General features: G+C 71.5%; 17 protein-coding genes. 8 read left to right on the top strand and 9 right to left on the bottom strand.

The window, feature by feature from the left end; genetic code table 11:
• Positions 1 to 10 precede the first annotated feature (10 nt).
• Positions 11 to 754 (top strand): phytanoyl-CoA dioxygenase family protein, encoded by a 744-nt coding sequence (locus K8612_RS06930; protein WP_223761677.1) that lies wholly within the window; start codon positions 11 to 13, stop codon positions 752 to 754.
• Positions 755 to 762: 8 nt separating this feature from the next.
• On the opposite strand, the gene K8612_RS06925 is transcribed toward K8612_RS06930, so the two are convergent.
• From K8612_RS06925 to K8612_RS06915, 3 genes are all read right to left on the bottom strand, one after another.
• Positions 763 to 1044: a hypothetical protein gene (locus K8612_RS06925; RefSeq protein ID WP_223761676.1), complete on the bottom strand. Its 282-nt coding sequence runs from the start codon at positions 1042 to 1044 to the stop codon at positions 763 to 765.
• A 186-nt stretch (positions 1045 to 1230) separates the two neighbouring features.
• On the bottom strand, positions 1231 to 1986 hold the full coding sequence (locus K8612_RS06920; RefSeq protein WP_223740225.1) for a hypothetical protein: 756 nt from the start codon (positions 1984 to 1986) through the stop codon (positions 1231 to 1233).
• Positions 1987 to 2145: 159 nt separating this feature from the next.
• Positions 2146 to 5160 (bottom strand): error-prone DNA polymerase, encoded by a 3015-nt coding sequence (locus tag K8612_RS06915; protein WP_223761675.1) that lies wholly within the window; start codon positions 5158 to 5160, stop codon positions 2146 to 2148.
• 295 nt (positions 5161 to 5455) lie between these two features.
• On the opposite strand from K8612_RS06915, the gene K8612_RS06910 reads away from it, so the two are divergent.
• Complete coding sequence (locus K8612_RS06910; RefSeq protein ID WP_223740227.1) at positions 5456 to 5734, top strand: hypothetical protein; 279 nt, start codon at positions 5456 to 5458, stop codon at positions 5732 to 5734.
• Here K8612_RS06910 and K8612_RS06905 read toward each other — a convergent pair.
• Positions 5731 to 6576: an alpha/beta fold hydrolase gene (locus K8612_RS06905; protein ID WP_223761674.1), complete on the bottom strand. Its 846-nt coding sequence runs from the start codon at positions 6574 to 6576 to the stop codon at positions 5731 to 5733. The two genes, K8612_RS06910 and K8612_RS06905, sit on opposite strands and share 4 nt — an antisense overlap.
• Positions 6577 to 6702: 126 nt before the next feature.
• On the opposite strand from K8612_RS06905, the gene K8612_RS06900 reads away from it, so the two are divergent.
• The 5 genes from K8612_RS06900 to K8612_RS06880 all read left to right on the top strand — a co-directional run bounded on the left by K8612_RS06900 (position 6703) and on the right by K8612_RS06880 (position 17636).
• On the top strand, positions 6703 to 7206 hold the full coding sequence (locus K8612_RS06900; RefSeq protein WP_223740229.1) for an NfeD family protein: 504 nt from the start codon (positions 6703 to 6705) through the stop codon (positions 7204 to 7206).
• The gene (locus tag K8612_RS06895; protein ID WP_223761673.1) at positions 7197 to 8294 is read left to right on the top strand and encodes an SPFH domain-containing protein; all 1098 of its coding nucleotides are present in this window, start codon (positions 7197 to 7199) and stop codon (positions 8292 to 8294) included. Before K8612_RS06900 ends, K8612_RS06895 begins: the two co-directional genes overlap by 10 nt.
• Positions 8295 to 8576: 282 nt before the next feature.
• Positions 8577 to 10082 (top strand): ATP-binding cassette domain-containing protein, encoded by a 1506-nt coding sequence (locus K8612_RS06890; RefSeq protein WP_223761672.1) that lies wholly within the window; start codon positions 8577 to 8579, stop codon positions 10080 to 10082.
• Positions 10083 to 10235: 153 nt separating this feature from the next.
• Positions 10236 to 13127 (top strand): CARDB domain-containing protein, encoded by a 2892-nt coding sequence (locus K8612_RS06885; RefSeq protein WP_223761671.1) that lies wholly within the window; start codon positions 10236 to 10238, stop codon positions 13125 to 13127.
• 378 nt (positions 13128 to 13505) lie between these two features.
• Positions 13506 to 17636, top strand: a complete 4131-nt coding sequence (locus K8612_RS06880) for a CARDB domain-containing protein (RefSeq protein ID WP_223761670.1) — start codon at positions 13506 to 13508, stop codon at positions 17634 to 17636.
• An 88-nt stretch (positions 17637 to 17724) separates the two neighbouring features.
• Here the strand turns inward: K8612_RS06880 and K8612_RS06875 are convergent, their stop codons facing one another.
• The 5 genes from K8612_RS06875 to K8612_RS06855 form a co-directional block, all read right to left on the bottom strand.
• Positions 17725 to 18699 carry an NAD-dependent epimerase/dehydratase family protein gene (locus K8612_RS06875; RefSeq protein ID WP_223740234.1) on the bottom strand — a complete coding sequence of 325 codons (975 nt, stop codon included), beginning with the start codon at positions 18697 to 18699 and terminating at the stop codon, positions 17725 to 17727.
• Between the two features lies 1 nt (position 18700).
• Complete coding sequence (locus K8612_RS06870; RefSeq protein ID WP_223740235.1) at positions 18701 to 19237, bottom strand: hypothetical protein; 537 nt, start codon at positions 19235 to 19237, stop codon at positions 18701 to 18703.
• Between the two features lie 58 nt (positions 19238 to 19295).
• A complete protein-coding gene (locus tag K8612_RS06865) occupies positions 19296 to 20840 on the bottom strand; it encodes a DNA polymerase Y family protein (RefSeq protein ID WP_223761669.1) in 1545 nt (514 codons plus the stop codon).
• A gap of 19 nt (positions 20841 to 20859) precedes the next feature.
• On the bottom strand, positions 20860 to 21714 hold the full coding sequence (locus K8612_RS06860) for an ImuA family protein (RefSeq protein WP_223761668.1): 855 nt from the start codon (positions 21712 to 21714) through the stop codon (positions 20860 to 20862).
• Positions 21715 to 21970: 256 nt separating this feature from the next.
• Positions 21971 to 23188, bottom strand: a complete 1218-nt coding sequence (locus K8612_RS06855; RefSeq protein ID WP_223761667.1) for a vWA domain-containing protein — start codon at positions 23186 to 23188, stop codon at positions 21971 to 21973.
• 270 nt (positions 23189 to 23458) lie between these two features.
• On the opposite strand from K8612_RS06855, the gene lon reads away from it, so the two are divergent.
• A complete protein-coding gene (gene lon, locus K8612_RS06850) occupies positions 23459 to 25918 on the top strand; it encodes an endopeptidase La (protein WP_223740239.1) in 2460 nt (819 codons plus the stop codon).
• The last annotated feature ends 67 nt before the right edge of the window (positions 25919 to 25985 follow it).

Here is a 25985-nt window from a genome sequence, read left to right as displayed (position 1 = left end):
AGCGGGCGCCATGTCCGTCCTGAGCCCCGAGCAGTGCCAGCGCTTCGCCACCGATGGGTATCTCGTCCTGCCGTCCTTCGTGGAGGGCGGGACGTGTGAGCGGATGCGGGCCGTCATCCTGGAGCAGTTGGCCTCCGGTGACGGCCCGGTGGAGTACGAGGCCGACGTGGCCTATCCGGGCTCACCGGCCAGCATCGAAGCCGAGGGCGGGCGGACGGTGCGGCGGTTGCTGAAGGCGCATGGGCGCTCGCCCCTGTTCGCGGCGTGGTTCGACGACGCGCGGATGCTGGAGGCGCTGGGGCAGCTCCTGGACGGGCCGGTGGTGCAGGCGCGGGCGCACCACAACTGCGTGATGACGAAGCAGCCGCGCTTCTCCTCGGACACGGGGTGGCACCAGGACGTGAGGTATTGGGCCTTCGCGCGGCCGGAGCTCATCTCCACGTGGTTGGCATTGGGCACGGAGACGCCGGAGAACGGCGGATTGAAGGTGCTGCCCGGCACGCACCGGATGCAGTTCGCGCCGGAGCGCTACGACGCGCGGCTGTTCCTGCGGCCGGAGCTGCCGGAGAACGCGGCGCTCATCGATGGTGCGCGCTACGTGAGGCTGTCCCCCGGGGACGTGCTGCTCTTCCATGCGCGGCTGTTCCACGCGGCGAGCCGGAACCACACAGCGGACACGAAGTACTCCGTGGTGGGGACGTACCGGAGGACGGACAACCTGCCTGTGCCGGGTTCACGGTCCGCGAGGGATTGAGGGCTGATTCAAGGCACGTACTGATATCGCTCGATGATTCGTCCCTCGGGCGAGACGGCATAGAGCTCGAACCAGTCGAACTCGAAGTTGCCACCGGGTCCGATTCCCTCACAGTGGTCGACGCGCCGGTTCACCCGAACGATGTAGACGCCCTTCCCCTGGCCCACGACGACCTCCAGGGCTCGCGCCGTGAAGATGCATTCATTCCGGCGCGCCTTGGGGAAGCGGCTCATGACGTCCTGGAGGGCCGCATGGGACGCCAGGATGGCAGGCCCATCCAGCGTCGCCATGGGCTCTACGTCATCTGGCCACTCAAAGGCAGCAGAGGAAATGGCTTTGCTTGAGTCAGCCTGAGTCTCCGGCTGAAACCCGCTCGTGGCGCAAGACACCATGCAAGCCATCGCTGCCCATGCCCAAACACGGCGGATGCCGCGTCTGGGTGGGCAGCGATGACGCGGCATCGGGTCCGGCAGGAGCTACTTCGCGGCCTGCGCGAGGGCTTCTTCCACGTAGCGGATGCCCTTGGCGGTGATGGCCTTGCCCTTCTTGGTGTCCTGGGCGTAGCCCGCGTGCAGGCGCAGGGCCTTGGCCGCGTTCGGCGCGGCGTACGTCACGCCCAGCCCGCTCCAGAAGCGCGACGTCGTTCCCGACGTCACCTCCACGTCCAGCGACTTCGCCAGGTAGAGCGGGATCAGCGAACGCAGGAGCTGGTCCTTCTCCTTGCCCGCGGAGACCAGGTCCTTCTGGCGCGCGTGGCCTCGCAGCGCGGTCTCCAGCACCGACACCGCGTCCTCGCTCGCGGCTCCGGACGTGGCCGCCTTCTTCGCGGCCGGGGCCTTCTTCGCCGCGCTCTTCTTCTTCGCGGGCGCCGCCTTCTTCGCGGCCGGGGCCTTCTTCGCCGCGCTCTTCTTGCTCGCGGCCTTCTTCGCCTTCGGCGCCGTCTTGCGGCGGGCGGAGGGCACCAGCTCCATGCGGCCCTCGAACGGCACCTCCACCACCGTCGCGTCCACCTGGCGCTCCGGCATCGCGTTGCGCAGGGACTCGATCACCTCATGCACGGACGCGCGCGGGGGCTCGGAGTGCACCGGGCGGGAGACGCGCGTCGCGGCAGGCTCGCTCACGGGCGGCTTGCCCTGCGCGTAGTACCGCACCCAATCGCTTGCCTCCTCCACCACTTCCGACAGGCCCACGCGATCGAGCAGCGACCCCAACCACCGAAGACTGTTGCGCACTGAGAACCCTCCCGTTCTGATCCACGCTACTACACTCCAGACAGAAGCAACCTATATCGCCAGCAATACGGGTTGTTCCATGCCCCCGTGGGTCCTCCCGTCCCCTCACCCACGGATCACAGGAACAGACGTGCAGATGTAGCGCGCTGTTCCCTGGCCTCACTGACGCACGGACACCACGCTGCGCGTCTTCACGTTCGTCACCTTCCCCGAGCGCTCCAGCATCCCCTCCCCCACGAGGAACAACGCGCCGTGGATCTCCTGCCTGCACCGCGCATACACCTCCGAGGGCACCACCAGGTTGGCGATCCCCGTCTCGTCCTCCAGCGAGATGAAGCAGATCCCCTTCGCCGTGGGCGGCATCTGCCGGCAGATCATCATCCCCCCCACCTTCACCGGCCGCCCCGCGGACACCCGCTTCAGCCCCTCCGCCGTCACCGCCCCCATCCGCTTCAACGTGGGCCGCAAGAGCTCCAGGGGGTGCTTCTCCAGCGACAGCCCCACCGTGTCGTAATCCGCCACCACCCGCTCCCGGACGCCCATGGGCGGCAACTGCACCGCGGTGCCATCCATGGGCATGCCGAAGAACAGGTCGTCCGCGTCCAGCGGCCCCAGCGCCTGGATCTCCCACAGCGCCTGCCGCCGCGCCCCGCACAGCGACGCCAGCGCCCCTGACAACGCCAGCCGCGTCAATTCATGGCGGGGAATGCGCGCCCGCCGCGCCAGGTCTCCCACGCTCGTGTAGTGCCCCCGCCTCGCGGTCTCCACCGCCCGGCCCGAGGACTCGCCCAGCCCCCGCACCATCCTCAACCCCAGCCGCACCGCCCCGTCCTCCAGCGTGCAGTCCCAGTTCGAGCGGCGCACGTCCACCGGCCGCACCTCCACGCCGTGCCGCTGCACGTCCGCCACCAGCGTGTGCGGCGCGTAGAAGCCCATGGGCTGGGAGTTGAGCAGCGCCGCCGTGAAGGCCGCCGGGTAGTGGCACTTCAACCAACTGGATGCATAGGCAATCAACGCGAAGCTCGCGGAGTGGCTCTCCGGGAACCCGTAGTGCGCGAACCCCCGGAAGTGGTCGAACCACTCCTCCGCCTGTTGGCGCGTGTAGCCCTTCGCCTCGCAGCCCTCCACGAAGCGGCCCCGGTACGGGAGGATGCGCGCCTCCGCCTGCTTGTGGCTCAGGGCCCGCCGCAGGCCGTCCGCCTCTCCCGCGCTGAAGCCCGCCGCCACCATCGCGAGCCGCATCGCCTGCTCCTGGAAGAGCGGCACGCCCAGCGTCTTCTGGAGGATGCCCCGCACCTCGTCGCTCGGGTACGTCACCGGCTCCTGGCCGTGCCGCCTGCGCAGGTACGGGTGCACCATGTTGCCCACGATGGGTCCCGGCCGGATGAGGGCGATCTGCACCACCAGGTCGTAGAACTCCCGGGGCTGGAGCCGGGGCAGCATGTTCATCTGCGCGCGGCTCTCGATCTGGAACACGCCCACCGTGTCCGCCTCGCACAGCATGTCGTAGACCTTCGGATCCTCCGGCGGCACCGTGGCCAGGGACAGCTCGCGGCCGTAGTGCTTTTGAATCAAGGCGAAGCAGCGCGACAGCGCCGTCAACATCCCCAGCGCCAGCAGGTCCACCTTCAGGAGCCCCACCGCGTTGATGTCATCCTTCTCCCACTGGATGACCGTGCGCCCCGGCATCGCCGCGTTCTCCACCGGCACCAGGTCCACCAGCGGCTCGCGCGTCATCACGAAGCCGCCCACGTGGATGGACAGGTGCCGGGGCACGCCCTCCAGCTCCTTCGCCACCGACAGCGTCCGCAGCACCCGCCCGTCCGTCGGGGACAGCCCCGCCTCCTGGAGCACCTCCGGCGTCACCTGGAAGCCGTGCGACGACGCCACCCGCGACAGCCGGTCCACCTGATCCAACGACAGCCCCAGCGCCTTGCCCGCCTCCCGCAGCGCGAGCCGCCCCCGGTAGCAGATGACCTCGCACACCATGCCCGCGTGCCGGCGGCCGTGCTTCTCGTAGACGTACTGGAGCACCTCCTCGCGCCGCTCGTGCTCGAAGTCCACGTCGATGTCCGGCGGCTCCTTGCGCTCCATGCTGAGGAAGCGCTCGAACAACAGGCCCATGCGCACCGGATCAATGGCGGTGATCCCCAGCGCGTAGCAGACCGCCGAGTTCGCCGCGCTGCCCCGCCCCTGGCACAGGATGCCCCGCCCCCGCGCGAACATCACGATGTCCCACAGCGACAGGAAGTACCCCGCGAAGTCCAGCGCCGCGATGAGCCGCAGCTCATGGTCGATCTGCTTCGTCACCTCCGGCGGCACGCCCCCGGGATAGCGCGCGCGCAGCCCCGCCTCCGTGAGCACCCGCAGGTGTTCATCCGCCGTGCGGCCTTGCGGCAGGTCCTCCTCCGGGAAGCGGTAGTGCAGCGCGTCCAGGGACGCCTCGCAGCGCGACGCCAGCTCCACCGTGCGCGCCAGCGCCTCCGGCCGATCCGCGAACAGCCGCGCCATCTCTCCGGGGGACTTCAGCGTCCGCTCCGCGTTCGGGAACAGCCGCGTGCCGGCCTGATCCACCGTCACCCCGTGGCGGATGGCCGTGAGCACGTCCTGGAGCACCTGCCGGTCGCGGTGGTGCGTGTGCACGTCGTTGTGGACCACCAGCGGCACGCCCAGCGCGCGGGCCAGCGCTTCCGCTCGCGCCTCCCGGGCCGCGTCCCCCGCCGACAGCGAGCGGCTCAGGCCCACGTGGAAGCCGCCGGGGAACGCCTCCGCCAGCGGAGCCACCGCCTCCAGCGGCGCGGGGCCCGGCAACAGCGCGAGCAGCCCCGACGCGTGCTCCGCCACCTTGCGCCAGGGCACGCCCGCCTCGCCCTTGGGGTGCGTCATCCGGCCGTGGGACACCAGCCGGCACAGGTTCGAGTACCCGGTCGCGTCCCGCGCGTACACCACCACCGGCGGGCCGTCCTCCAGCGTCAGCTCCGCGCCCAGGAGCAGCTTCACGCCGTGCTCCTTCGCCGCCAGGTGCGCCTTCACCACGCCGTAGAGCCCATCCCGATCCGTCAGCGCCAGCGCGGACAGCCCCAGCCGGGCCGCGGTGGCCACCAGCTCCTCCGGATGGGAAGCGCCGTGCAGGAAGGAGAAGTGGGACCGGCACACCAGCTCGGCGTAGCTCACGCCGGATCAGGATACTGAGCGGGCGTTCAGGCGCTAGATTGGATCGACGTCCAGCGAGAGGGCGACTTCATGGGTTGTTCCAGGCGCGCGGGCTGAAGGCAGACATCCCTCCTCCGCCCCGGGCCTGGCCTTTCATCCAGATGGAGTGGCGCGTCACCCCATCCAGCCCTCGCGGATCTTTCCGTGGCGTCTGTCATTGAGCAGTTTTTGAACCCCGCCACGACCCGGACAGCGATGGGATTTCGTATGGATTTCTGCTGGACGCTGTTCAACCCACGCAGACAGGAGCCACACCATGAAGCTCTCCAAGACCCTTCTCGCTGGTGCCGTTGGCCTCATCCTCGCGCCCCTGACCGCGCTCGCCGCCCCCCGGCCCTGCGAACTGCAGTGCAAGCCGACCTCGTCCTGCGCCTACCTTTGTGACAACGGTGGCGAGGTGATCACCTGCGCGGAGTTCGGCATCTGCAGCGGCCTGTCGCCGGCCGCCCCGTCCGAGCCGCAGGCCTCCGTGCAGCCCGCGCCCTCCGACGACGTGCCGGAGGCCGCCTGCCGCGCGCCCGAGGCCCGGGGCTAACCCACCGCCGCCAGCACCGCTTCCTGGAGCGAGGTGCGCTCCACCTCCTCCAGGAAGTCTCCCAGCGCGACGTTGACCGCCTGGGGCTGCTCCAGGATGCACATGTGCCCGCCGCAGGGCAGCCGCTTGAGCCGCGCGCCCCGGATGCGCTGGTGCAGCCGCTCCGCCACCGCCGGCACCGTCACCGCGTCCTCCTCCCCCACCAGCACCAGCGTCGGCGTTTCGATGCGGTGCAGCTCCCCCTCCACGCTGCGGCGGTGGATGACGCCCTGCATGGCCCGCCACACCGCGCGCGGGTTCTCCACCAACTGCCGGCGCAACAGCGCCCGCTCCGCGGCCCGCTCCGGGTCCCGCATGAACGTGCGCCCGAAGTAGAGCGACATGATCCGATCCACCACCGGCCTCAGCCCCAGCCAGTGCGTGAGCGCCGTCAGCACCCGGTAGCGCGCCAGCGTCAGTGGCAGCTCCGCCGCGGCGGACGAGTCCAGGAGCGCCAGCGAGCGCAGCAGCTCCGGGTGCCTGGCGGCCAGCCTCAGGCCCACGAAGCCCCCCATGGACTGGCCCACGAAGTGGCACGGCGCCAGCCCCAACGCCTGGATGACCGCCACCGCGTCCTCGTACACCGTGCGCAGGTCGATGACCGAGTCGCCAGGCGGGGGCTCGCTCTGCCCCTGGCCCCGGTGGTCGTACACGATGCAGCGGTAGTGACCCCTCAGCGCCTCCACCTGCCGGTGGAACAGCCGGGAGTCCCAGAGCAGCCCGTGGCTGAAGAGCACCGGCTCCCCACTTCCTCCGGTGTCCTCGTAGTACAGTCGCGCACCACGGATGGACAGGTATGGCATCTGCTTTTCCCCCGGCTTGGGCCCCTTTAGGGTCTTGCCCGGAACCCACCCTCCGTTTCGATTGATTCCGGATGCCCGGCCGCCCGGTTTGACAGGGGGCCGAAGCCGCTGCCAAACAAGGACCCCATGGACACCACCGCCTGGCAGCTCTGGCTGATTGCCGCGATCGTCCTGGGCGCGCTGGAGATCAAGCTCTCCGGCTTCGTGACGCTCTGGCTCGCCGTGGGCGCGCTGATGGCCTCCCTGACGGCCGGGGCGGGCCTGGGCCTCAACAGCCAGCTCTTCGTCTTCACCCTGGTGTCCGCCGTCCTCTTCGGCGCGTCCCGCACGATCTTCAAGAACGTTTTCATGCGGGACGCCGTGCACTTGAAGACGGGCGTGGAGGCGATGGTGGGCCAGGAGGCCGTGGTCACGGAGGCGCTGGCGGACGGACACGGGGGCACCGTGCGCATCAACGGCGAGCTGTGGATGGCGCGCTCCCTGTCCGGGCCCCTGCCCGAGGGCGAGCGCGTCACCGTGGAGCAGATTGAAGGCCTCAAGTTGTGGGTGCGACGCCCGTCGGCGTCCAACGAAGTCGCGCTGCAACAGCCGGCGCGTCGCAAGAAGAAGGAGAACGAAGGATGGGACTGACGATTGTTCTGCTGTTCCTCGCCGCCGCCGTCGTGTTCGGCATCGTCACCGGGGTGCGCATCGTTCCCCAGGCCAAGGTGATGGTCGTGGAGCGGCTGGGGAAGTTCCACCGCGTGGCCTCCAGCGGCCTCAACATCCTCATCCCCTTCATGGACAGCCCCCGCGCCATGGAGATGCGCGCCGGCAACCGCTTCACGCGCAACACCCTGGTGGACCTGCGCGAGCAGGTCATGGGCTTCGAGACCGTCCAGGTCATCACCCATGACAACGTCAACATGGAGGTGGGCTCGGTCATCTACTACCAGATCGTCGACCCCGGCCGGGCGCTCTACCAGGTGGAGAACCTGGCGCTCGCCATCGAGCAGCTCACCATGACGAACCTGCGCAACGTCATGGGCGGCCTCACGCTGGACCAGACGCTGACCAGCCGCGAGACGGTCAACACCAAGCTGCGCATGGTGCTGGACGAGGCCACGGAGAAGTGGGGCGTGAAGGTGACGCGCGTGGAGCTGCGCGAGATTGAACCGCCCCAGGCCATCAAGTCCGCCATGGCCAAGCAGATGACCGCCGAGCGCGAGCGCCGCGCGGAGGTCACCAAGGCCGAAGGTGACAAGGCCGCCGCCATCCTCCAGGCCGAGGGCGAGAAGATCTCCCGCATCCTGCGCGCGGAGGCGGAGCGCGACGCGGAGATCGCCCGCGCGGAGGGCCACAAGCGCGCCGTGATGCTGGAGGCCGAGGGCAAGGCCGAGGCCACCCGCCTCACCTTCGAGGCCATCCACACCGGCCGGGCCACCCCGGAGGTGCTCGCGCTGCGCTACCTGGAGACGCTCCAGGAGCTGGGCAAGGGCGACAACAAGATGTTCGTCCCCTACGAGGCCACCGCCGCGCTGGGCTCCATCGCCACGCTGAAGGAGGTCTTCGCCAAGGACGACGCCCCGGCCGCCGCGCCCCAGCCCCAGCCCCAGCCCCAGCTCCGCGCGCCCGCTCCGTCGGCCGCCGCGCTGAGCGCCCAGGCCCTGGCCCGCAACGCGGCCGCCAGCGCCACCCTCCCCGCCACGCGCCGGGTGCAGCCGCCTTCGGACGAGTAGCGCGGGAATCGCCGTCAGGGCACCGGCGTTTCCCCGTCGGTGCCCTTTGCTTCACGGCGCGCGCGCCCGGGCCTTGTCATCCGCCCGGCCCGTGCCACATGCTTCACCTGAAGCACCGGCTGTCGGCTGTCCACGTGGGGAGAGGTCAGAGCTCTTCCCCTGAACGAGGTCCGCGGAACCTTGAAGCTGTTCGCCTGAAAACCCGGTCCCTGGCTGTACCCCGCCGCCGCGCGTCCCCACCGGACGTGCGCGCTGGCTTCCGGTTTCAGGAGTCGCTTCAACATGCCCTCGTCCTCCTCCGTGCGCGCGCACCGCGTCTGCTTTTCGTTCACTGATGCCATCCCCGTCCTCACCGACGTGGAGTTCCACCTCGCCCCGGGCTGGACGGGCCTCGTCGGCCCCAACGGCGCCGGCAAGTCCACCCTGCTGCGCCTGCTGTCCGGGGAGCTGACGCCCACGTCCGGGCAGCTCCAGTTCGAGCCGGACTCGCCGCTCGTGTGCCTGTGTCCGCAGGGCGTGGAGGCGCTCACGCCCGACATCACCGCGTTCGCGGACGCCTGGGACGCGCTGGCGCGCAGGCTCCAGGGCCAGTTGGGCCTGGACGTCACCGCGCTGGAGCGCTGGCCCACGCTGTCCCCGGGGGAGCGCAAGCGCTGGCAGGTGGGCGCGGCGCTCGCCCGCGATCCGGACGTGCTCCTGCTGGATGAACCCACCAACCACCTGGACGCGGAGGCGCGCACGTGGCTGGTGGCGGCGCTGCGCCGCTTCCGGGGCGTGGGCGTCGTCGTGTCCCACGACCGCGAGCTGTTGGAGACGCTCACCCAGGCCACGCTGCGCGTGCACGGCGGCGAGGCGCACCTGTACCCGGGCGCCTACTCCGCCGCGAAGGGCCACTGGGAGGCGGAGCGCGAGGCGGAGGTCGCCGCCCACCAGCAGTCCAAGGCGGAGCGGGACCGGGCCGCGCAGCTCCTGGCCAACGCCCGGCGCGAGCACCAGGGCGCCACCCTGTCGCGCAGCACCGGGCGGCGGATGCGCAACAAGTACGACAGCGACGCGCGCGGCCTGGGCCCGTCCACGCTGGCGAGCTGGGCCGAGTCCCGCCTGGGCCACCAGGTCACCGTGAAGCGCCGGGAGCTGGAGCGCGCCGAGGCCGCGGTGGGCACCTTCACCGTGGACAAGACCGTGGGCCGCTCCGTGTTCGTGGACTACGTGCGCTCGCCCAACCCGTGGCTCTTCACGTTCGACACTCCGGGCCTGAAGGCCGGCGACGTGGAGGTGCTGGGCCCCACCCGCCTGGACGTGGACCGCGAGGCGCGCATCCGCATCGAGGGGCCCAACGGCGCCGGCAAGACGACGCTCCTGAAGGCCCTGCTGAAGCAGGCGCGCGTGCCTCGCGAGAAGCTCCTGTACCTGCCCCAGGACCTGGGCGCGGAGGAGACGCGCGCCCTGCTGGACGCGGTGCGCGAGCTGCCCCCGGAGGAGCGCGGCCGGGTGATGTCCCTGGTGGCCGCGCTGGGGGTGGATCCCCACCGGCTGCTCGCGTCCGAGCAGCCGTCGCCCGGCGAGGCGCGCAAGCTGGCCATCGCGCGCGGCCTGGGCCAGCACGCCTGGGCCCTGGTGCTGGACGAACCCACCAACCACCTGGACCTGCCGTCCATCGAGAGGCTGGAGGCGGCGCTGCACGACTACCCTGGCGCGCTGCTGCTCGTCACCCACGACGCGCCCTTCGCCCGCTCCTGCACCACCACGCGGTGGCTCGTGGCGAACGGACGCGTCGAGGTGGAGTGAGACACCGGCGGGCGGATTGAAGACACAGTCCGTTGGGGAAGACTGAAACATGTTTTCCCCGCCTGGGTTTCATTCCTAGAAGAGACGTGCAGGTCCGGTGGATGTCACACCGGGCCTGTATCGTCGCCTTCACCCCCCAGCCCAGGAGTCTGCATGTCTCGGCGTACGCCGCCATGGCGGTATTCGTGTCTCTTCATCACGGGCGCGCTCGCGCTCACGGGTTGCACGGACGGCTCCGTGCCAGAGGAAGCGCCCACGTTGGAGCAGCAGGCCCGTGCGCTCCTGCCCGGCCCGGACCTGCGCATCACGGAGCTGAGCGCTCCGGACAACGCGGAGCCCGGCCAGTCCATCACCGTCACCGCGAAGGTCTGCAACGCCGGTGACCAGAATGTGTATTCCAACACCACGCTCCAGGTGTACCTGTCCACCACGTCCACGCAGCAGGTGCCGGGGCCGGGGACGCCGCCGCTCACCGTCCAGAGCACCCAGGGACAGACGGACGTGGGTCCGGTGTACGCGGGCCAGTGCGTCAGCCGTTCGCTGAGCATCTCCGTCAGCCCGCCCTCGGGCTTCACGGGCAACGGCGCCTACTACCTGGGGGCCAGCATCGACACGCAGAAGGGGGTGTCCGAGTCGGACGAGACGAACAACGGCTTCGTCCGCGGCCTGATGGGCGTGGGCTGGCGGCCGGACCTGGTCGTCACCCGGGTGGACGCGCCGGCGAACCTGGCGCCGGGCCAGTACGTCACCGCCTCCGCGACGGTGTGCAACGTGGGCACGGATCCCAGCCCCAGCGGCTCCGTGCAGCTCTACCTGTCCACGGTGAACGGACTGACGGTGCCGCCGCCCTCCGGTCCGCCGCCCACCACGCAGGTCCTGATTGGCGCCGCGAGCGTGAGCAGCCTGAACGAGGGTCAGTGCCGCACGGTGCCCGTCAGCGGCACCGTCCTGCCGCCGCCCACCTCCGTGCCGCCCGGCACGCCCCTGTACCTGGGAGCCATCGCGGACGCGCCGGGGAGCGTGCTGGAGCTGCGCGAGGACAACAACACGTTCGTGCAGGGACCGGTGGGCGTGGGCAACGGCCCGGACCTGATCATCCGCTCCGTGACGGGGCCCGCGAGCGTGCGCCCGGGGGATCCGCTCCAGGCGACGGCGACGGTGTGCAACACGGGCTTCCAGTCCGCCAACACGGTCGACGTGCGGGTGGTCCTGTCCTCGGCGCCATCGCTGGCGGCCCCGTCGACCCAGCCCCGCCCCATGACCGAGCTGCCGGTGGCGAACTTCAGCGTGCCGTACCTGGGCGCGGGCCAGTGCGCCACCCGCACGGTGCAGGGCCCCGCCAACAGCCCGTACGGAAGCCCCGTCGATCAGCCCCTGTACCTGGGCGCCATCGTGGACCTGCCCCAGGGCGTGCTGGAGCTGCGCGAGGACAACAACACCCGCGCGGACTCGCGGGTGGGCGTGGGGTCCCGGCCCGACCTCACCGTCGTCGCGCTGGAGGCCCCCTCCCTCGCGCCGCTCTACGGCCCGTTCACGGTGTCCGCGAAGGTCTGCAACGTGGGGACGACGCGCTCCGCCGAGGTGCCCGTGGAGGTGTACGTCACGAACGAGTCCTCGCTGAACATCGCTCCGTCGGGTCCGCCGCCCATGACCGCCGTGCTGATGGGCATGGCCCAGGTGCCGGCGCTGGAGGCGCGTGAGTGCGTCACCCGGCGGGTGACCGGGAGCGCCGGCCTGCCTCCCGGAGCGGTGATGCCGAACCCGGTGCTGTCCGTGGGCGCCGTCGTGGATCCGCGCGCGGCGCTGCCGGAGCTGCGCGAGGACAACAACGTGTCCGCCCTGTCCCGCATCGGCCTGGGGTCCGGCCCGGACCTCGTCGTGCGCACGCTGACGGCGCCTTCCAGCGTCAAGATCGGCACCTCACTGTGGACGGACGTGCAGGTCTGCAACGAGGGCACCCTGTCCACGGGGCCCTCCACGGTGGGGCTCTTCCTGTCCACCACGCCCACGGCGGTGTCCCCCACGCTGGCCCCTTCGCCGTTGTCCCAGGCGCCGGTGGGCACGGTGGAGGTGTCTCCGCTCGCGGCGGGCGCCTGCGCGCTGTACCCGAAGACGGTCTCCGTCATTCCCCCGCCGGAGGCCACGCCGTCGCAGCCGCTGTACCTGGTGGCCCTGGCGGACGTGAACCAGCAGTCCATGGAGCCGCGTGAGGACAACAACCTGCGCGCCGCGGGCCCCATCACGCCAGGCAACGGCCCGGACCTGGTGGTGACGGACGTCACCGGCCCCTCCACCGCCAGCCCCTACGGCCCCGTCACGGTGAACGTGACGGTCTGCAACGTGGGGACGGAGCCGGCGGGCCCCGCGCAGGTGATGGGCGTCCTGTCCACGGAGGAGGCGCTGTCCACGCAGTCGCCGCCTCCCGCGCCCTCCGAGACCGTGGTGAACGTGGCGCCCGTGCCGGGGCTCGCCGTGGGCCAGTGCGTGACGACGCCGCTGAGCGGCCCCGCGTCCCTGCCCTATTCCGCCGACCCCAGCAGCCCCCTCTTCCTGGGGGCCCGCGTGGACAGCGCCAACCAGGTGATGGAGCTGCGCGAGGACAACAACGCCCGCGTGACGTCGCGGCTCATCCTGGGCAACGGGCCGGACCTGGTGGTGCGCGCGGTGACGGCGCCCACGGGGCTGCCGCAGTACAGCTCGTTCAGCGCGCAGGTGCAGGTCTGCAACGAGGGCAACCAGCCCCTGTACGGCTCCGTGCCGCTGGACCTGGTCATCTCCACGGAGACGTCCCTGTACGTGCCCGGCCAGGGCCTGCCCCCCTACACCCAGGTGCAGAGCCCCGTGGGGAACGTCATGGTGTCCGCGCTGGCCTCGGGCCAGTGCACCACGCTGCCGGTGCAGGGCTTCGTGGTCCGCCCCTCCTCGGCCCTGTCCGGGCAGCCCCTCTACCTGGGCGCCCTGGTGGACGCGCCGGGCTCGCTGCTGGAGCTGCGTGAGGACGACAACGCGCTGACGATGGCCGCGCCCATCAGCCAGGCGCAGTAGGCCTTCCGAGAGGAATCACAAACCTCCTCACCAGGATGCGCCGGCCGGGATGCCCAGGCATCCCGGCCGGCGTCTGCCTTTTTTCAGGGCCGCGATGGGTTGGGTTTGAATACCCCGGGCTGTCCGCCGTTAAGGGAATCCCCTGGATGTCCCCGCGACGTTGAACCGGGCCCGGCGGCCAGCGCGCGTGGGGACGTGGGCCGGGGTCTTCACGAACCCCGGCCGGCGTTTGCCTTTCCCAGGCCACGCCTCCGTCACGATTGGTTTGAACCGCATCGGCTTTTCGCCGGCGAGGGCGGCGCTTTAGTGCCCTCACGGCGTCGGTCCCGGCCCGGCTGCCGGCGCTTCACGGATTTCACACACCCCCAAGGAGAACACATGCAACGGCTCTCGCCGTCCTGGAGACGCGCATGCCTGCTCATCGCTGGCACGCTCGTCATCACCGGCTGTGGAAGTGAGGGCGCGTCGTCCGGCGCGAACCCCGCCCGCGGTCAAAGCCATTCCCTGGACCACGGCTCGGACCTGGTCATCACCGCGCTTCGCGCCCCCGACAGCGTTCGCGACGGGGACCCCTTCACCGCCACCGTGAAGGTCTGCAACCAGGGCTCCGCGGCCGCGTATCCGCAGAGCGGCGGCACGTTCCTGCAGGTATACCTGTCCACGACCGCCACCCAGCAGGTGCCCGACCCCAACGCTCCGCCCCCGACCCAGCAGATCACCGTGGGCGAGACGGACGTGGGGCCGCTGGAGGCCCAGCAGTGCGTCACGCGCACCGTGACCGCCAACGCGCTGCCGCCCCCGGGGCAGCCCGGCACCGCCTTCTATCTGGGCGCCAGCATCGACACGCAGCAGCGGGTGCAGGAGCTGGATGAGACGAACAACGGCTTCGTCCGCGGCCTGATGGGCCTGGGCCTGGGCCCGGACCTCGTGGTCTCCGAGGTGAGCGTCCCCGCGAGCGCCCGTCCGGGAGCGCCCTTCCTCGCCGACGTGCGCGTCTGCAACGTGGGCACGGCGCCCTCGTCCGACTCCGAGGCGGAGCTCTACATCTCCACGCTGGACACCCTGAGCCTGCCCACGCCGGGCGCGCCGGTGGATGTCCAGGCGCCGATGGGCGTCGTCCCCGTGCCGCCGCTGGAGGCGGGCCGCTGCCTCACGGTCCGGACGCAGTCGTTCGCCCAGGTTCCCCCGGCGGCCACGCAGCCCGAGCAGCCGCTGTACGTGGGCGCCATCATCGACCCTCAGCAGCAGCACACCGAGCTGCGCGAGGACAACAACACGCGCGTCGCGGGCCGGATGAGCGTGGGCTTCAATGCCGACCTGGTGGTCACCGGCATGACGGGGCCCTCCAACATCGATCCGGGGCTGCCGTTCTCCGGCTCCGTGACGGTGTGCAACGTGGGCACGGACCCGGCCTCGGGTGTTCGCGTGGACATGCTGCTCTCCACGCAGGCCTCGCTGTCCGCCTCGCAGGAGCCCGGCTCCCCGACGGAGTCCTTCGCCGGGGAGGCGTACGCACCGGGGCTGGATGCCGGACGGTGCGCCACGCTGCCGCTGTTCGGGAACGCGTCCCTGCCCGGGGCCTTCCAGCCGGACGCGCCGCTGTACCTGGGCGCGCGCGTGGACGGGATGCAGTCCATCTCCGAGCTGCGTGACGACAACAACACCTTCACGAAGGGCGCCGTGGGCGTGGGCCATGGCCCCGACCTGGTGGTGCGGGCGCTGAAGGGGCCCGCCAACCTCCCGGAGCACTACTCGTTCCCCGTGGAGGCGCAGGTCTGCAACGTGGGCACCAGCGACATGATGGGCTACACCCGCCTGGAGCTGTTCCTCTCCACGGAGGACACGGTGGCGCTCCCGCCGCAGTACGGGCCGTACCCCACGTCGACCCAGGTGTCACTGGGCGAGACGGAGGTGCCCTTCCTCGCCGCCGGCCAGTGCCGGACGCTGATGGTGGGCGCCCACCGCGACCTGCCCTGGGGGGCGCAGCCGTGGCAGCCCCTGTACCTGGGCGCGGCCATCGACACGTTCAGGAACGTCCAGGAGCTGAACGAGGACAACAACACGTTCACCCAGGGGCTGGTGGGCACGGGGCCGGAGGCGGACCTGGTCATCACCGGCCTGAAGGCGCCCGCGAACCTCGAGGATGGCCAGGCCTTCACCGCGACCTACACGGTCTGCAACCAGGGCAACTCCCCCGCGTCCTACTACGGGGTGTCGCTGTTCCTCTCCACGGAGACGGCGCCGCCCGTGTCGCGGCCGTATCCGGCGCCGCCCGTGTACTCGGAGTCGCAGCGGGCCTACGCCCTCCAGGGCCGCGCCCAGCCCGACCTGCCGCTGGCGCCCGGGCAGTGCACGACCCAGCGCTCCACGTTCTACGCCACGCGTCCGGTGGACGTTTGGCCGTCGCCGTTCGCGCGCCCCCTGAACCTGAGCGCGGTCGTGGACCTGCAGGGGTTCGAGCCGCGCCTGGACAACAACGGCTTCGCCGCGGGCATCCTGGGCCTGGGCTACGGGCCGGACCTCGTCGTCAAGGAGTTCCAGGGGCCCGCCAGCGTGCGGCCCGGGAGCACCTTCACCAGCACCGTGAAGGTCTGCAACGTGGGCACCGCGTCGATGAACCAATCCGCGAGCGTGGCGGTCTACGTGAGCACGGAGGACACCCTGCTGGCGCCCAACCCCCTGCCCTTCCCGTCCACGCCGATGGGGGGCGGCCAGGTGCTCGTGGGTGACGTGTCCCTGCCGCCGCTGGGCGCGGGCGCCTGCACCACGCGGCAGGTCACCGGCTCCGCGAACCCGCCGCCCTACGCGGCGCCGTTCCGCCCGCTGTACCTGGGGGCCGTCGTCAACCCGGACGCGGGGCCGTACGAGCTGCGCTGGGACAACAACACCCGCGTGGCGGGCCCCCTGAGCGTGGGCTACGGGCCGGACCTGGCGGTCACCGCGCTGGAGGCCCCCGCCACCGTCGCGCCGTGGGAGCCGTTCGCCGCCACCGTGCGCGTCTGCAACCTGGGAACCGATCCCTCCAGCTCCACCGAGGTGGCGCTCGTCGTGTCCCCGGAGGAGACCTGGGCCCTGCCGGATCAGGGCCATTCGTGGCTGTTCCCCTACCCGAACCAGAGCGTGGCGGGGTACCTGAACGTCGCGCCGCTCCAGGCCGGGCAGTGCGTGAGCTCCATGGGGATGGTGTCCGCCGACCAGCCCTATGGGAGCACGCCGGGGCAGCCCCTGTACCTGAGCGCCGCCGTGGATCCGGCCCTGAGCCGGATGGAGCTGCGCGAGGACAACAACGTCTTCGTGCGGGGGCGTCTGGGCGTGGGGTGGGAGCCGGACCTGGTCATCACCGCGGTGACACCGCCCGTCAGCATCCAGGAGGGCCGGTCCTTCACCAGCACCGTCACCGTCTGCAACCAGGGCTCCCAGGCCACGTCGTACGGCCCGCAGGTGACGTTGCACCTGCTGAGCCAACCCGAGCTGTCCCTGCCGGCGCAGTACGGGGCTCCGCCTCCTCCCGAAAACCTCCTGGGCGAGGTCTCCCTCCCCCAGTTGGGAGCGCACGCCTGCATCACCACGCCGGTGCCCGGAAATCTCTACGGGAGCACGGGGCCGGAGCCGCGGACGTACTACGTGGGGGCCATGGTGGACCGGAACTGGAACATCCAGGAGGTGCGCAAGGACAACAACACCTTCGTCGGGCCGCGCGTCGGCGTGGGGTCCGCGCCGGACCTCGTCATCACCGCGATGGGCGGGCCGGCGAACATCGAGCCCTCCGGCCAGGCGCAGGTCTCCGTGACCGTCTGCAACCAGGGCACGCAGCCCTCCTCCTCGCGGATGGTGGAGTTCTTCCTCTCCACGGAAGCCACCCCGCCGGAGCTGGACCTCCCCGGAGGGTTCCCCGCGCCGGGCTCCAGCGTGTCCCTGGCGGGGACGGTGGACATCCCGGGCCTGCCGGAGAACGCGTGCATCACGCGGGAAGGCACCTTCCAGGCCAACACGCCCCCCGCGGAGCCGGAGGCGCCCCTCTTCGTGGGAGCCATCGTGCGCGCCGGGTACTCCGGTGAAGAGCTGCGCACGGACAACAACGCCTTCGTGCGGGGCCGCATGGGCGTGGGGTTCGCGCCGGACCTGGTCGTCACGGAGGTCGCCGCGCCGTTCGCCGTGCGTGGGAGCGAGATGTTCTCCATCACCGTGACGGTCTGCAACCAGGGCACGCAGCCCACGGGGGGGACCAGCCAGGTGGAGCTCCTCCTCTCCACCCAGCCCACCCTGGCGTTCTTCGACGAGTTCCCGTCCTCCTCCACCCAGGTGACCCTGGGCGCCCTGGACGTGGGCTACCTGGAGGCCGGGGTCTGCGCGACGCGCCAGCTCTTCACCTCCACGTCCACGCTGCCCGGCTACCAAAGCTCCGGGCTGTTCTACCTGGGCGCGCTGGTGGACTCGCAGCGGTCGGTGATGGAGCTGCGCGAGGACAACAACGCCTTCGTCGAGAACTTCCTCGCGGTGCTGCCGTAGCCACACGCCGTTGAACGGGAGGACGCGCGGGCGTCGGCCGGGGCCTTCACGAGCCCCGGGCGGCGCCCGCCGCCGTTTCACGCGGGCTTCAGCGCGAGGTGGCGCTCCACTCGCGGTACCACGCCACCAGCCGGGCCACGCCCTCGTCCACGGACACGCGCGGCCGGAAGCCCGTCAGCGCCTCCAGCCGCGAGGTGTCCGCCCACGTGGAGACCATCTCCGCGGGCGCCGGGGGCACGGACGTCACGCGGGCCTTGGCGCCCCAGTGCCGCTCCAGCAGGCCCACGAAGTCCCCCAGCGCCACCGGCTCGCCATGGCCCACGTTGAGCAGCCGGTGCGGGGGGCTTTCCGACGGCGGCCGGTCCAGCACGCGCAGCACGGCCTCCGCCACGTCGTCCACGAAGGTGAAGTCGCGCCGCATGCGGCCGTCGCCGTGCAGCCGCAGGGGCTCCCCCTTCGCCAGCGCGCGCAGGAAGAGCAGCGGCGCCATGTCCGGGCGCCCCCACGGGCCGTACACCGTGAAGAAGCGCAGGCCGCTCGTGGGCAGCCGGTGCAGGTGGCTGTACGCGTGCGCCATCAGCTCGTTGGCGCGCTTGGTGGCGCCATACAGGTTGAGCGGCTGATCCACGGGCGCGTCCTCGCGGAACGGAGCGGGCGTGGCCGCGCCGTACACGGAGCTGGAGGACGCATGGACGAGGTGCTGGACGCGCGCCTCGCGGCAGGCCTCCAGCACGCGCACGAAGCCCGTGACGTTGGTGTCCGCGTACGCCGGGGCCTCCGCGTCCGGGGCCCGCACGCCCACGCGCGCGGCCAGGTGCACCACGCCCTCCGGACGCGCGGCGGTGAAGGCCTGTCCGAGCCGGGCCGCGTCGGTGATGTCCCCGGCGAGGAAGGTGAAGCCGCGCGCGCCGGCCAGCCGCTGGAGGCGCGAGCGCCGCAGCGCCACGTCCCCGGGGGCCGCGTCCAGCGCGTCCAGGCCCACCACCGTGTCGCCCCGGGAGAGGAGCCGCTCGCAGACGTGGGCGCCGATGAAGCCCGCCGCCCCCGTCACCAGCACCCGCATGTCACGGCACCACCTTGACCGCGTCGATGACGGCCCGGCGCAGGAACGAGTTCCAGTCCGTCGCGGACTGGTAGGCGCTCACCACGGGCTGCGAGCGGAACGTGTCCGTCCAGAGCACCTGGCCGTTGGGGTCCACCATGCCCAGCCGCAGCACCACGTCCACCCGGTTCAGCACCGCCGCGCCGGACACGTCCAGCCAGTCCAGGATGACCACCACCGCGGCCTCGGCCTTGTTCTGCTGGATGAAGGACGCCACCTCGTCGGTGAGCGGCACCGGGGCCTGGGACTGGCGCGTGGCCACGACCTCGAAGCCGCGCGAGAGCAGCTCCGCCTCCGTCTGGCGGGCCAGCACCGTGCGCGGGTTGCTCTCACCGATGATGTCCTGGCGGAACGAGCCCGTGGGAAGCACGTCCACGCGCGAGCCCGACACCACCACCACCTTGCGGATGGCTCCCTCCGGGCGCACCTGCCGGGCGGCGCAGGCCGGAAGGACGAGGAGGGACACGAGGAGCAGCGGGAGGAGTCGTGCGGGGCGCATGCCGTCACGCTAGGCCACAAGCGGCGGGGCCTCCACCCCGACCGCACCCGCCCGCCCCTCAATCGAACAACCCCTGCAGGTAGAAGTCCCCGTCCCGCCCGTCCCGGTACACCCAGGCGGGCCCCAGCCCCTCGAAGTGCACGCGGTAGTAGTCCCGCTGGTACGGGGTGTCCGTCCACCACTCACCCCCCAGGCGCTCCGGCCCCGCCATCGCCGTCACCCGGTGCCGCCGCCCCGCGAGCCGCGCCGCCAGCAGCTCCCCGGACGCCGCCACCTCCGCGTCCAGGCGGGCCGGCCGGGCGAGCAGCCGCGACGGCCGCTCCCGGGCGGCCCCCGCCTCGCGCCAGACGGTGATGGGGGCCCCGGGCCTCTCACCCTCCGGCGCCGGAGCCAGCGCGCCGGACGGGGACAGCAGGCCGCGCCGCGTCTCCGGAGGATGGAAGGCCCGGGGCGTGTGCGCGGACTCCGGCCGGTGCACCGCCTCCAGGGACGCGGCGAACAGCGCCTCCTCGCCCAGCGTCGTCGCCAGCCGCGACAGCACGCCCTCCAGGGCCGCGTCCCCCTCCGGCGCGTCCCCCAGCGCCAGTTGCTGGCCCAGGTCCTCGTCGTGCGCGTCCACCCGCACGGCGACCTCCGCCACCGGCCGCTCCAGGCGCAGCTCCCCCAGCCGGTGCCGCGCCAGGTCCAACAGCAGCTTCGCGCGCGCCGTGGGCCGCGCCAGCAGGAGCGGCACCTCGGCCTCGCCGGTGGGGTCCAGGCGCAGCACGAAGGTGAGCCGCACCGCCGCCCGCTGCCGCCCGGACAGCCGCGCGCCCAGCCTGTCGAGCAGCGTCTTGAGCGCGAACTGCACGGGCTCGAAGGTGTCCGCGGGCGCGTCCAGCACCACCCGGTCCTCCAGCGCCTCCTCCAGCGGCTCCGGCGTGAAGGGCGTGTCGTCCACGCCCCGGCACCGGGCATGGGCCCGGGCCGCGGCCGCGCCTCCGCGCGCCGTCACCGCCCCGGCCGGCAGCGCCGCCACCTCGCCCAGCGTGGACAGCCCCAGGGCGCAGAAGGCCTTCGCCGCCGCGTCCTCCAGCGCGCCCAGCGGCAGGGGCGCCAGCGCCCTCGCGCCCTGCCCCTGGGGCACCACCTCCACCCGCCGGGAGCCATGCCGCGCCAGCGCCCGCGAGGTGAACGCCTCCGACGCCACCGTCACGTGCGCCCGGTAGCCCTGCTCGCCGCAGACCTCCAGCACGCGCGCGCCCAGCTCCCGCTCGCCCCCCACCAGGTGCGCCGCGCTCGCGTCGAACCACAGCCCGTCCGGCGCGTCGCGCTGGAAGCCGGGGCACAGGCCGAGCAGCGACTCCCCCAGCGCGGCCAGCGCCTGGGCCTCGTCCTTCAGCCGGTACGGGAAGTGCCGCAGCCCGGGCTCCAGCGCGGTGGCCGCCGTCAGCGTCATCCCCGGCCGCACGCCCACCTTCAGCGCGCGCGTGGAGGCGAAGGCCACCCGGCGCTGGCCGCGCACCTCCTCCACCAGCACCAGCGGCTGTCCCGCGAGCGCGGGCGATTCAATGACCTTGCGCTGCACCGGGAAGCGCGTGACGTACAGGTAGCCCCTCCGCATGGCCCCCCCTCCTTACGTGTCAGCGGCCGGCCGGGGACAGCGCGCTCCCCAGCGAAGGCATGGGCGCGTCCCGGCCGGGGCGCTGGCCCAGGATGCCCAGGCCGTTGCGCACGCGGTCGGCGGCGTCCCGGTAGAAGCCCGGCCCCGCGTCCCCGGACGCCTCCACGTCCACGTCCAGCAGCCGCGCCCCGGCATCCAGCCCCACCTCCGGGTAGAGCTCCCGCCAGGGGCTCACGACGCGCGTCCCCACGCCCCCGCCCCGGCTGCGCTCCAGCTCCACGGACCAGCCCTGGACGCCCCGGGCCTCCAGCCGCAGCCGCGCGAGCCCGTCCGCGGGCGCCTCCGGCGACGTCAGGAGCAGCACCAGCGTCCCGCCCCGCGCCGCCGCGTCCGCGAGCTTGCGCGCCTCCGTCAGGGCCAGCCGCTCCGGACGCCCCGGGGCGCCCACGCCGAGCGTCAGGTCCACCACCACCGCCGTGAAGGCGCCGCTGCGCGCGAGCTGCACGGCGGCCCACACCCGCTGCGCGAAGGCCTGGGGCCGCACGACGAGCAGCCGCTCCAGGTCCACGCCCAGCGCCGCCGCCGCGGGGGGATAGAGCTCCTTCGGGCCGTCCACCCACGCGCACAGGCGCAGCTCCCGGTGCGCGGACGCCACCGCGCGCAGCGCCAGGCTGGTGCGCCCCGACGCCGCCTCGCCGCACAGCTCCACGGAGGTCCCCAGCGGCAGGCCCCCTTGAGGCAGGAGCGCGTCCACCGCGTCCACGCCCGTGCGCAGCACCGACAGCGCGCGACGGGGCGCCGCCTGCAACTGGCGGATCCGTTCGCGCAGCTCCTCCACCACCGCCAACCCCGACCGTTCGACCGCCGCGCCCATGGGGCCTCCTCGAGTCGCGCACCCGCCAGCGGTGCGCGCATGGGGCCAGTATCCGAAGCCGTCTGACACCCGAGCAGGCGGCGTTCCGGGCGCGCCGGACCTGTCGCGTCGGGTGCTCCGCTCGACGGACCGGGGCGGATCCGCGCGCATGATTTTTCTGGCACCGGACATGACAGGTCACGTGCGGGGCCACGAAAAAGGGCCCCGCGTCCTTCGCGGGGCCCTCCGGGTGCGGCGAGCGCGGATCAGCTCCGGGCTACCCGGCGCACAGCACCTTCACCTCCACCTTCGTGTCGCCCACGCGCCGCAGGCACGGGCCCAGGAAGAAGATGCGCGCGGAGCGGTCGCCGCTGGGCGGCTCGTAGCGGAAGTCGCCGTTGGCCGCCGTGCACGTCTGCACGGAGCCGTCCGCGCGCGTGACGTACACCACCGCCAGCCGCGGATCCGGCAGGTTCACCACGGCCACGCTCTGCGCCACCGTGGCCAGGTCCGCGATGTCCAGCAGCGTCTGCCGGTAGCTGGGCTTGCAGATGGAGTCCAGGTTCGCCCGGGTCGCGTCGAACGCCTTCGCCATGTCGCTCTGCCGGTAGCCCGGCCCGTAGGACGTCGGGCAGTCGACGTTGCGCACGTAGGCGGTGCCGCCCGTCGTATCCACGGTCAGCTCCGCGCGCTTGTCCGTCACCGCCACCGGCCCGATGGTCGCCCACAGCACCTCGCGCGACGCGCCCCGGCTGTCATGCAGGCCCTGGAAGTCCTGGTAGTACTCCCCCACCGGGGTCAGCTTGTCCCCCTGCTCCGTGCACGAGTCCACGGTCCGGTCCACGCCCAGCCCCACCGGGGGCGGCCGCTGCTTGGAGCTGCAGTCCTCCTCGTCGGACACCACCACCACCAGCAGGCGGGAGTCGTCCCGCAGGAAGCCCCCGTTGCCCCCCTCCTCCAGCGGCTGGGTGGCCAGGGGCGAGGCGACCGCCAGCCGCACCGCCTCGAAGGGCGCCTCCTGACCGCTGCCGGAGGTCCCCTGGTCCACCAGGCGCTGGAACTTGGGCAGCAGCAGCGGATCCGACCCCTCGATGAAGCGCTCGGCGGTGGGCTGGTTCGCGTCGTCCCGCACCGGCTGCAGGCGGCCCTCCTGATCCGGGAAGGAGCGGATGACGTCCCCCCCGTCCGGGAAGAGCTGGCGCTGGTACACGGAGGTGGTGATGACCCCCACGCGGAAGTCCTGGGACACGCCGTTGCCCTCCTTCAGCGCGGCCAGGAAGGCGGGCAGCTCCGTCGCGATGCCCTGCTGCTCCTCGCTCATGGATCCCGAGTTGTCGATGACGAAGAGGATGTCCGTCTTCTGGGGGGCCACCACCGGAGGGGTCGCCTCGCAGGCGTCCGGGACCGTGGAGCCGTCGTCATCCACGGGGGAGTGGCAACCGAGCGCCAGGAGCGCGGACAGCGAGAACAGGTGGGCGCAGGTGTGGAGCTTCACATCGTCCTCCAGTGCGGGGACGCGCGCTCGCGCACCGCATCAGGCGTGAGAGGGGGCGAGCATGCCCCACCCCCTCGCCGGACGCGAGACTTCTGGGCCGTTACATAGAGGAGCGTCGTACAGAAGACGAGGCACGGAAATAACGCACATCGCGTTTGCCATGTCCCGTTTGGTTGTTACGTTGGTTCATCCGCCGCAGAAAACAACCGGATGGTTCACCGGCCCGGCCGCTTGCTGACCGGGTTCAAGCAAGGAAGAGGCCGAACTCCTATGTCTGACGAGAAGAAGAAGGGCACCGCGGCCAGCGCCATGCCCACCGCGATGGCCCCTCCGGGGCTCATCAACAAGGAAGACATCCCGCAGGTGCTGCCCATCCTGCCGCTGCGCAACAGTGTCTTCTTCCCTGGCGGCGTGCTGCCCCTGGCCGTCGGCCGCCAGAAGACGATCGCGCTGATCAAGGACGCCGTCCGTGACGACCAGGTCATCGGCGTCGTGACGCAGCGCCGCGCCGAGGAAGAGGATCCGGGCGCGTCCGACCTGTACACGATGGGCACCGTCGCCCGCATCGTGAAGCTGTTGAAGATGGGCGAGGACAACTACTCGCTCGTGGTCCAGGGCCTCGCGCGCTTCCGCGTGATGGAGCTGGTCCAGGAAGCGCCCTACCTCAAGGCCCGCGTCGACGCGGTGGAGGACAAGACCTCCAGCGAGAACGTCGAAGTGGAGGCCCTGGGCATCAACCTGAAGAAGCTGGCGCGCGAGGTCATCGAGCTGATGCCCGAGCTGCCGGCCGCCGCCACGGAGCTGGTGGAGAGCATCACGCACCCGGGCCACCTGGCGGACCTCATCGCCGCCAACGTGGACGTGCCCATCGAGGAGAAGCAGGCCGTGCTGGAGACGGTCGACCTCAAGGCGCGCATGAAGCTCGTCCTGGAGCTGCTCAACCGCAAGCGCGAGATCCTCAAGCTCTCCAACAAGATCGACTCCGCCGTGAAGGGCGAGATGTCGAAGACCCAGCGCGAGTACTACCTGCGCCAGCAGCTCAAGGCGATCAAGGAAGAGCTCGGCGAGATGGGCGAGGAGGAGGAGGAGCTCGACGAGCTCCAGGAGCGCCTGAAGAAGGCCGCCCTGCCCCCCGAGGTGGAGAAGGTCGCCCAGAAGGAGCTCAACCGCCTGAAGACGATCCCGGCGGCCTCCAGCGAGTACACCGTCGCGCGCACCTACCTGGACTGGATCGCGGACCTGCCGTGGTCGAAGGTGTCCGAGGACAACCTCGACATCGAGAACGCGCGCCAGCAGTTGGACAAGGATCACTTCGGCATCAAGAAGGTGAAGAAGCGCATCCTGGAGTACCTGGCCGTCCGCAAGCTCAAGAACGACATGCGCGGGCCCATCCTGTGCCTCGTCGGTCCCCCGGGCGTCGGCAAGACGTCGCTGGGCCAGAGCGTGGCCAAGGCCACGGGCCGCAAGTTCGTGCGCCTGTCGTTGGGCGGCGTGCGTGACGAGGCGGAGATCCGTGGCCACCGCCGCACGTACGTGGGCGCGCTGCCGGGCCGCTTCATCCAGAGCATGAAGAAGGCCGGGACGAAGAACCCGGTCATGATGCTGGACGAAATCGACAAGCTGGGCGCGGACTTCCGCGGCGACCCGAGCGCGGCGCTGCTGGAGGTGCTGGACCCGGAGCAGAACAGCACGTTCAGCGACCACTACCTGGACGTGGCGTTCGACCTGTCGAAGGTCATGTTCGTCGCCACGGCGAACCAGTTGGATCCCATCCCCGGTCCCTTGCGTGACCGCATGGAGATCATCGAGCTGACGGGCTACACGTTCGAGGAGAAGCAGGCCATCGCCCGCATCCACCTCGTGCCGAAGCAGCTCAAGGAGCACGGCCTCAACGGGGACCACATCGAGGTGCAGGACGACGCGCTGCTGATCCTCACCACGTCGTACACCCGCGAGGCGGGCGTGCGTAACCTGGAGCGCCGCATCGCGGACATCTGCCGCGCGGTGGCGGTGGAGGTGGCCGGTGGCAAGCTGGAGAAGCAGGTCATCGGCGCGGAGCGCGTGAAGGAGATCCTCGGGCCCGAGACGTTCTACTCGGAGGTCGCGGAGCGCACGGAGGTTCCCGGTGTGGCGACGGGCCTCGCGTGGACCGCGGCGGGCGGCGACCTGCTCTTCATCGAAGCGACCAAGATGGCGGGCAAGGGCGGCATGACGCTCACCGGCCAGTTGGGCGACGTGATGAAGGAGTCCGCCACGGCGGCGCTGAGCTACCTGCGCAGCAAGGCGGAGGCGCTCGGCATCAACCCGAACTTCCTGGAGAAGACGGACATCCACCTGCACTTCCCCGCGGGCTCCATCCCCAAGGATGGTCCTTCGGCCGGCGTCACCATCCTGACCGCGCTCACCAGCCTGCTGACGGGCATCCGGGTGCGGCACGACACGGCGATGACGGGCGAGGCCACGCTGCGTGGCCTGGTGCTGCCGGTGGGCGGCATCAAGGAGAAGGTCCTGGCGGCGCACCGCGCGGGCATCAAGCGGGTCATCCTGCCGGAGCGTTGCCGCAAGGACCTGATCGACGTGCCGGATCAGGCGAAGAACGAGCTGGAGTTCATCTTCGCCACGAAGATGGACGAGGTCCTCAGCGCCGCGCTGGAGACGTCTCCGTTCAAGGAGGGCGCCGCCATCCAGGCTCCCACCACGGACACGCCCCCGGCGGAAGTCCGGGCGTAACGGAGTCCAGGGTTTGAAGTGACGCGGGCAGGTTCCCTTCACCGGGGACCTGCCCGTCGTCTTTTGC

It is taken from the genome of Corallococcus sp. AS-1-6 (assembly GCF_020037015.1).
GTDB lineage: Bacteria > Myxococcota > Myxococcia > Myxococcales > Myxococcaceae > Corallococcus.
Note: the sequence above shows the minus strand (reverse complement) of the source record. Positions and strands in the feature narration are given on the sequence as shown.